This is a genomic window from Streptomyces sp. NPDC127106, from assembly GCF_042677605.1.
In the GTDB taxonomy this organism is placed as follows: Bacteria; Actinomycetota; Actinomycetes; order Streptomycetales; family Streptomycetaceae; genus Streptomyces.
Genome location: NZ_JBHXTC010000094.1, coordinates 1 through 8007, shown reverse-complemented (window position 1 = coordinate 8007; position 8007 = coordinate 1). Strand labels below are relative to the sequence as shown.

Below are 8007 nucleotides of genomic sequence, written 5' to 3'. Positions count from 1 at the left end.
GCCCGTGCGCGGCTGCCCCCGCCGTCCGCGCGCCCCGGCCTCCGCCGCGCCCCGGGCCCCCCGCGCGCCGGGGGCGGCCGCGCCCCGCCCGCCCGCGTCAGGTATTGACTTACTTGGCGTTCTTCGCGAGGAAGGCCAGCAGGTCCTGGCGGCTCACCACACCGGTCGGCTTGCCCTCGACCAGCACGATCGCCGCGTCGGCCTCGCCGAGCGCGGCCATCAGGTCGGAGACCGGCTCGCCGGAGCCGACCTGCGGCAGCGGCGCGCTCATGTGCTTCTCCAGCGGGTCCGACAGCGCCGCCTGCTGCGCGAACAGCGCCGCCAGCAGCTCCTTCTCCACGACGGAGCCGACGACCTCGGCGGCCATCACGTCCGGGTGGCCCGCGCCGGGCTTCACGACCGGCATCTGCGAGACGCCGTACTCGCGCAGCACCTCGATGGCCTCGCCGACGGTCTCCTCCGGGTGCATGTGCACCAGGGAGGGCATGTCGCCCTCCTTGTCGGCGAGGACGTCGCCGATGCGGGCGGACGGGCCCGCCTCCTCCAGGAAGCCGTGCCCGGCCATCCACTCGTCCGAGAAGATCTTGCTCATGTAGCCGCGGCCGCTGTCCGGGAGGAGGACGACGACCACGTCGTCCGGGCCGAGGCCCTCCGCGGCACGCAGCGCGGCGACGACCGCCATGCCGCAGGAACCGCCGACGAGGAGGCCCTCCTCCTTCGCCAGCCGGCGGGTCATCTGGAAGGAGTCCTTGTCGGACACCGCGATGATCTCGTCGGCCACGTTCTGGTCGTACGCGGTCGGCCAGAAGTCCTCGCCAACGCCCTCGACGAGGTACGGGCGTCCGGAGCCGCCCGAGTAGACGGAGCCCTCCGGGTCGGCGCCGATGACCTTGACCTTGCCGCCGGACACCTCCTTCAGGTAGTTGCCGGTACCCGAAATCGTGCCGCCCGTGCCGACGCCGGCCACGAAGTGCGTGATCTTCCCCTCAGTCTGTTCCCACAGTTCGGGACCGGTGGTCTCGTAATGCGAACGGGGGTTGTTCGGGTTGCTGTACTGGTCCGGCTTCCAGGCGCCGGGCGTCTCACGGACGAGGCGGTCGGAAACGTTGTAGTACGAGTCGGGGTGCTCCGGGTCGACCGCGGTCGGGCAGACCACGACCTCGGCGCCGTACGCCCGCAGCACGTTGATCTTGTCCAAGGAAACCTTGTCGGGGCACACGAAAATGCACTTGTAGCCCTTCTGCTGGGCCACGATGGCGAGTCCTACACCCGTGTTGCCGCTGGTCGGCTCCACGATGGTGCCACCGGGCTTGAGGGCACCGCTCTCCTCGGCGGCCTCGATCATCCGGAGGGCGATCCGGTCCTTCACGGAGCCGCCGGGGTTGAAGTACTCGACCTTGGCAAGGACGGTGGCCTGAAGGCCTTCGGTCACGCGGTTGAGCTTCACCAGCGGGGTGTTGCCGACGAGGCTGATCATCGAGTCGTGGAATTGCACCATGTTCTCCAGTGACGGGACTCCACGGGTTCTCCGGGAGACATGGCCAGAGTATGCGGAAAGGGATTGGCCGACAGGGAGTACGGGGCAGGAAGGTCAACAAGACCGGGAGGTGGCTTGCAGGGTGTCCAGAGCGAGGACGGCCCGCCGGATCGCGGCGGGAGCGGCGTACGGCGGAGGCGGGCTCGGGCTGGTCGGGGTCGCCGCCGTCGGGCTGGTGCTGGCGGAGGTCCAGTTCGCCAAGAAGACGGTGGGGACCGGGCTGGGCGACCCCCCGCGCGCCGACGGGCTCTACGGGAGCGACTTCGGCGGTCCCGCGGCCGGCCCGGGCTGCCCCGGGCCGGGCCCGCTGCGGCTCGCCATGCTCGGCGACTCCACGGCCGCCGGACTCGGCGTGCACCGGGCGCGGCAGACCCCGGCTGCCCTGCTGGCCTCGGGGCTGGCGGCGGTGGCCGAGCGGCCCGTGGAGCTACGGAACGTGGCCCTGTCCGGGGCCATGTCCGACGACCTCGACCGGCAGGTCGGGGTGCTGCTGGACGGGGACGAGGAAGCGCCGGCCCCCGACGTGTGCGTGATCATGATCGGGGCGAACGACGTGACCCGGCGCATGCCGCCGACGCAGTCCGTCCGGTACCTCACCTCGGCCGTACGGAGGCTGCGGCTGGCGGGCTGCGAGGTGGTCGTGGGGACCTGCCCCGACCTCGGCACGATCGAACCGGTCTACCAGCCGCTGCGGTGGCTGGCCCGGCGGGTCTCGCGGCAGCTGGCCGCCGCCCAGACGATAGGGGTCGTCGCCCTGGGCGCCCGGACGATCTCGATGGGCGACCTGCTGGGCCCCGAGTTCGCGGCCAACCCGCGCGAGATGTTCGGCCCGGACTCCTACCACCCCTCGGCGGAGGGGTACGCCACCGCGGCCATGGCCATCCTGCCGACGGTGTGCGCGGCGCTGTCCCTGTGGCCGGAGTCCGACCGGCTGGACCTCGCCCGGAACGAGGACATGCTGCCGGTGGCCAAGGCCGCATCGGCCGCCGCCGGGCAGGCGGGCACCGAGGTCACCGCTGCGCGCGGCCCGTGGGCCCTGCTGAAGCACCGCCGCCGGCGGCGGGTCCCTGCGGAGTCGCCGGAGCCGAGCCCCGCCGAAGCCTGACGCCCCCGACCGCCGCCCCACGCCGGACCCGGCCCGCCTCGCGCTCGCCCGCGCCGCCGCCTCCGCCCTGCGGGCCGTGGGGTGCTGACCGCGCAGTTCCCCGCGCCCCTGCAGCACCCTCCCCGCAGCGGCGCCCTGCGAGCGCGGCACATGCCGGCGGCAGGAACTTCGACCGCGGACCGTGGGGGCTGATCGCGCAGTTCCCCGCGCCCCTGGCATGCGCCCCGCGGCGGCGCACGTGCGTGAAACCCGGCTCCGCCGAGCGGGGCCCTGCGGGGCACCATCCAGGGGCGCGGGGAACTGCGCGAACGACCGGCCACGGCCCGCAGCCGAGCACCCCACCCGAGGCCCCCAGAGAGCTGCGGGAGCGGTGCCAGGGGGCATGCTGGGGGGCGGGGCCCCGGGGCGCAGCAGCCCCGGCACCAGCCCGGCGAGCCCCCGCCCACCCGCGGAGCGACCGGCATCACACCGGCAAGCCGGTGACCCCGACCGTACGGGCCGGTAACTTCGCATCCGGTCCGTAATGAGCCGCAACTCACCCTTGGAGCCCCGATGCCCGAAGCAGTCATCGTTTCCGCCGCCCGGTCCCCGATCGGGCGCGCCTTCAAGGGGTCCCTCAAGGACGTCCGCCCGGACGACCTGACCGCGACGGTCATCCAGGCCGCCCTGGCCAAGGTCCCCGGGCTGGACCCGCGGGAGATCGACGACCTGATGCTCGGCTGCGGTCTGCCCGGCGGCGAGCAGGGCCACAACCTCGCCCGTATCGTCGCCGTGCAGATGGGCATGGACTACCTGCCGGGTACCACCATCACCCGCTACTGCTCCTCCTCGCTGCAGACCTCCCGCATGGCCCTGCACGCCATCAAGGCGGGCGAGGGCGACGTGTTCATCTCCGCGGGCGTGGAGACGGTCTCCCGCTCGGTCAAGGGCAGCTCCGACGGCCTGCCCGAGACGCACAACCCGCTGTTCGCCGAGGCGGAGGCCCGCACGGCCGAGGTCGCCCAGTCCGAGGGCTCTACGTGGCGCGACCCGCGCGAGGACGGCCTGGTCCCGGACGCGTACATCGCGATGGGCCAGACCGCGGAGAACCTGGCCCGGCTGAAGGGCGTGACCCGCCGGGACATGGACGAGTTCGGCGTGCGTTCGCAGAACCTGGCCGAGGACGCCATCAAGAAGGGCTTCTGGGAGCGGGAGATCACCCCGATCACCACCCCCGACGGCACCGTGGTCAGCAAGGACGACGGCCCGCGCGCCGGGGTGACGCTGGAGGGCGTGGAGGGCCTGAAGCCGGTCTTCCGCCCGGACGGCCTGGTCACGGCCGGCAACTGCTGCCCGCTCAACGACGGCGCCGCGGCGCTGGTCATCATGAGCGACACGAAGGCGCGGGAGCTGGGTCTGACCCCGCTGGCCCGGATCGTGTCCACCGGTGTCACCGCGCTCTCCCCCGAGATCATGGGCCTGGGCCCGGTCGAGGCCTCGAAGCAGGCTCTGAAGCGGGCCGGTCTGACGGTGGGCGACATCGACCTGTTCGAGATCAACGAGGCCTTCGCGGCCCAGGTCATCCCGTCCTACCGGGACCTGGAGATCCCGCTGGAGAAGCTGAACGTCAACGGCGGCGCCATCGCCGTCGGCCACCCGTTCGGCATGACCGGTGCCCGCATCACCGGCACCCTCATCAACAGCCTCCAGTTCCACGACAAGCAGTTCGGCCTGGAGACCATGTGCGTGGGCGGTGGCCAGGGCATGGCCATGGTCATCGAGCGGCTGAGCTAGGGGCTGGGCCGGTGCCGCAAGGGGTCTGCTTGATCCCTTGCGGCCCACTGACGCCGGTTCCAATCCCCTCGCGGCCGACCCGTGACCGAAATTCCCCCAGGATGTGACCTTCGTCCTGGGGGTTTGATATTTCCCCAGGTCAGGGTAGGGGGGTCCATGTCTGGTGTGACGAAAGCCCTGTCCATTTCGTGACGTAATGCACTGCACGCCATTCCCATGTCAGGACACTCTGATGTAGGAAGTCGGGGGATCGAGTCACATCAGGAGTTAGTCAGTGAGCGCCATGTCTCTTGCCCTGCTGCTGACCACGGCCGTCGCTGCGGCCGTGGGCGCTGCTGCGCTGCACGCTGTCCACGGCCTGCGCAAGCAGGTCACGGCCCTGCGCGGCGAGCTGGCCGTTCCGGCCCAGTCGCGCGGTGCGAGCGTCCCGCACGCCCGCCACGCCGTGGAGTCCCCTGCCGCCGAGATACGGGCCGCCGTGGCCGAGGCCCTGGCCGAGGAGCGCGAGCGCGAGCTCGCCGAGGCGCGGGCCTTCTGGGCCGCGCAGGAGGCCCGCGACGCCGCCGACGCCCCGTCCCTGCTGGGCGGTCTGCCCGGGCTCGGGGACGACACCCCGGCCGTCTTCCTGCCCCGCCAGGCGGACCTGGTGGGCCTGGAGCCCGTACTCGGCGAGGAGATCGCCGACGAGTACCCCGAGGACTCCCCCGAGCTGGCCGCCGCCCGCCGGCGCCACCCCTCGCACCCGGACTTCGTGCCGGTCCAGCCCGCGGCCGCCGGCGCCGACCACGAGCGCACGGTCAGCCGCCTGGAGGAGCTCGCGGAGGCCCGTACGGCCCTCGCGGACGTCCGCCCGGGCCCGCTGGGCACGCTCGACGTGTACGTGTTCACCGACGGGACCACGCTGTGCATGACCCCGGGCCACCGGGAGACGGCGGAGCGACTCGCGGAGGCGCTGCGCTCCGGCACGGCGCCGGTCCTGCTGGGTGGATCGGGCATCTCCGGCGCCTACGCGCTGACCTTCTCCTGTGGCGGGGACGCGCAGGATCCGGACAACAACGTCTACATCCTCGCGGACCGCGTCATCGCGTCGCTCTGACTTCCGCCTGCTCCACCAGCCGCACGGCCTCGTCCAGGATCCCGGACGGGGCCGTCGCCGTTTCCCGGGCGTCGGCGTCCGCGGCGTCCGCGGCGTGCAGCGCCGCCGCCAGGTCCGCTCCGGCGACCGCGACCTGGTCCCCGACGACGAAGACCCCCGCATCCGGAATCTCACGTGCCGGAGCCGCGCGATGGGGCTCCTCCAGCCGCTGGGCCCGCGCGGAGAGCTCCCGGGCCAGCCGGAGGGCCTCGGCGGCGGCTCCCTGCTGCAGGCGGCTCTGGGGCATGGCCCGCAGCCGGTCGGCGAACCGCTCCACGGCGACGGTCAGGGGCGAGGTATCGAGCACGCGGCCGACCTTACGCGCCGCCCCGGCACCATTGCCAACGGGCGAACTCTCCGGCACGGTGACGTGAAGAGAACAGCACGGCACACCTTCCGGAGGCGCCCATGTCCGTAGAGTTCTCCGAGCAGACCCACCGCAACATGATCGACAGAATCCCCCAGACCACCGGTCGCGACCTCGCCGAATGGCTGCGGACCGTCGAGGACGGCCCCTCCCTGGTCCGGTTCGAGGAGAAGGTGAGCTGGCTGCGCGGCGCGCACGAGCTCTCGTACGGCCAGGCCAAGGCGATCATCCACGAGTACGACCTGCGCAGGGCGGCCCGCAGGTTCGGCTGAGCCCGTTCCGTGCGGCCCCTGATCCCCCGTCCGGTCCCCGACCCCCGCCGATCCCTTTCTCCCTCCACGACGCGGGAAGGCCCCGCGAGCGGTGCTCGCGGGGCCTTCCCCTGTCGTGCCACGGCGTGCGTGCCGTGCCGTGCGGGGCCCGGTGGGGCCCCGGCCCGGTCATTCGTCGCCGGAGATGAGCTGGAACAGGCGCAGCAGCTCCAGGTAGATCCACACCAGGGTCATCGTCATACCGAAGGCGGCCATCCAGGCCTCTTCGCGCGGGGCGCCGTAGGTGATGCCGTCCTCGACCTGCTTGAAGTCCAGGGCGAGGAAGCAGGCGCCGAGGACGACGCCGATGATGCCGAAGAGGATGCCGAGGCCGCCGCTGCGGAAGCCGAGGCCGTCGCCGCCCGCGAAGACCGAGAACAGCAGGTTGGCGGCCATGAGGAGCATGAAGCCCATGGCGGCGGCGATCACGAAGCCGTAGAAGCGGCGGGTGACGCGGATCCAGCGCATCTTGTACGCGATCAGCACGGCGGCGAAGACGCACATCGTGCCGAGCACGGCCTGGATGACCACGCCGGCGCCGATGTAGGTGCTGGTGGCCGCGCTGATGACGCCGAGGAAGACGCCCTCGAAGGCCGCATAACCGATGATGATCGCCGGGGAGGCCTTGCTCTTGAAGACCTGGACGAGCGCCAGGACCATCGCGACGAGCGCGGCACCGATGGCGATGCCGTACGACTTGCCCAGGTTCGCCGGGTCGACGGGCAGGGCGAGCCAGGCCAGGGTGGCCGTCAGGATGACCGTGCCGAGCGTCATGGCCGTACGGCTCACGACGTCGTCCATCGTCATCGCGTTGGCACGGGCCGGAGCCTGCGGCATCCCGGTGGTCGGGTCGGTGGCGTAAGGATTCGTCGCGTACGGGTTGGTCCCGGCCTGCTGGTACTGCGCGTCAATGCCCGCGTATGCACCGTTGTCGCGGCTGAACCCCCGTCGCGAGAAGACCGGGTTACTGCTCCTCATCTCACTCCTCCATGGCCACCGTGCGCGGCCTTGCATCAAGAGTAATGCGTTAGCAAATAAATGACTCTACTGCTGGAGGAGGATCTTAGGAGAAGGCCCGGCCAACCGCAGGGGGTAATGGGGACCGCGTGTCAGTGATGCCAGGCCCTTCCGCCGGTGTTGTGGATGAACCGCTGGAGCGTCCTCAGCGTGATCAGGTATTCCTCGTCGGACACGCCTTCGTGGCGCTCCTCCCACAGCTCGCGCTGGAGCGCGGCGGCTTCGGCGTGGAAGGCCCTGCCGTCGGCCGTGAGGCGGAGCACCCCGAGGGCGTCCTCGGTGAGCCACCCCTGGACGATGGTCGTGTCGATCTCCGCCTCCAGCGCCTCCCGGCCGGTGTCGAGGTAGTCCCGCAGGATGCGGGAGACCTCCGCGCGGGGCATGCCGCCCCGGGCGTCGGCGCCGGCGCCGGCGACCTGGGCGAGGACCCACCACTGCGGCTGGGTGGTGCCGATGCCGGCGAGGGCGGCCCGGGTGCGGGTGACGACGGCCCGGTAGGCCGCCCAGCTCCAATAACCGATGGGCTGCTCGATCAGTTCGGCGTCGCCGTGGGAGTACTCCATGGCCATGACCGCGCCTTCCTTCCGTCCGTTCCGGGGCTGGTCCGACAGGACCGACCGTAGGAACCGAACCGCGCTTGAGTTGACGTGCTCCCCGCCCTAAAGGACAAGGCCGTGAAGTTAAGCGTGTTTGTGCTGGTGGGACGGTGGCGTTGGTGATGGCCTGACGCAGGAAGCGGAGCCCCGGTAGAACTGACAGTCG

General features: G+C 71.7%; 8 protein-coding genes. 4 read left to right on the top strand and 4 right to left on the bottom strand.

Annotated features, from left to right (window positions below; all coding sequences use genetic code 11):
- Positions 1 to 109: 109 nt before the first annotated feature.
- Positions 110 to 1495 carry a cystathionine beta-synthase gene (locus ACFVGY_RS36385; protein ID WP_385686478.1) on the bottom strand — a complete coding sequence of 462 codons (1386 nt, stop codon included), beginning with the start codon at positions 1493 to 1495 and terminating at the stop codon, positions 110 to 112.
- 124 nt (positions 1496 to 1619) lie between these two features.
- Here ACFVGY_RS36385 and ACFVGY_RS36380 point away from each other — a divergent pair, with 124 nt between their 5' ends.
- From ACFVGY_RS36380 to ACFVGY_RS36370, 3 genes are all read left to right on the top strand, one after another.
- Complete coding sequence (locus tag ACFVGY_RS36380; protein WP_385686442.1) at positions 1620 to 2642, top strand: SGNH/GDSL hydrolase family protein; 1023 nt, start codon at positions 1620 to 1622, stop codon at positions 2640 to 2642.
- 552 nt (positions 2643 to 3194) lie between these two features.
- Complete coding sequence (locus ACFVGY_RS36375; protein ID WP_385686439.1) at positions 3195 to 4415, top strand: acetyl-CoA C-acetyltransferase; 1221 nt, start codon at positions 3195 to 3197, stop codon at positions 4413 to 4415.
- 283 nt (positions 4416 to 4698) lie between these two features.
- Positions 4699 to 5511, top strand: coding sequence for a hypothetical protein (locus ACFVGY_RS36370; protein ID WP_385686475.1), 813 nt, complete (start codon positions 4699 to 4701; stop codon positions 5509 to 5511).
- Here ACFVGY_RS36370 and ACFVGY_RS36365 read toward each other — a convergent pair.
- Positions 5495 to 5857, bottom strand: coding sequence for a hypothetical protein (locus ACFVGY_RS36365; RefSeq protein ID WP_385686436.1), 363 nt, complete (start codon positions 5855 to 5857; stop codon positions 5495 to 5497). The two genes, ACFVGY_RS36370 and ACFVGY_RS36365, sit on opposite strands and share 17 nt — an antisense overlap.
- Positions 5858 to 5958: 101 nt before the next feature.
- Here ACFVGY_RS36365 and ACFVGY_RS36360 point away from each other — a divergent pair, with 101 nt between their 5' ends.
- Complete coding sequence (locus ACFVGY_RS36360) at positions 5959 to 6189, top strand: DUF4287 domain-containing protein (protein ID WP_360630580.1); 231 nt, start codon at positions 5959 to 5961, stop codon at positions 6187 to 6189.
- 168 nt (positions 6190 to 6357) lie between these two features.
- Here ACFVGY_RS36360 and ACFVGY_RS36355 read toward each other — a convergent pair whose 3' ends face one another.
- Both ACFVGY_RS36355 and ACFVGY_RS36350 read right to left on the bottom strand, forming a co-directional pair.
- The gene (locus tag ACFVGY_RS36355) at positions 6358 to 7206 is read right to left on the bottom strand and encodes a Bax inhibitor-1/YccA family protein (protein WP_385686434.1); all 849 of its coding nucleotides are present in this window, start codon (positions 7204 to 7206) and stop codon (positions 6358 to 6360) included.
- 131 nt (positions 7207 to 7337) lie between these two features.
- Positions 7338 to 7808 carry a MarR family transcriptional regulator gene (locus ACFVGY_RS36350; protein WP_385686472.1) on the bottom strand — a complete coding sequence of 157 codons (471 nt, stop codon included), beginning with the start codon at positions 7806 to 7808 and terminating at the stop codon, positions 7338 to 7340.
- Positions 7809 to 8007: the final 199 nt, after the last annotated feature.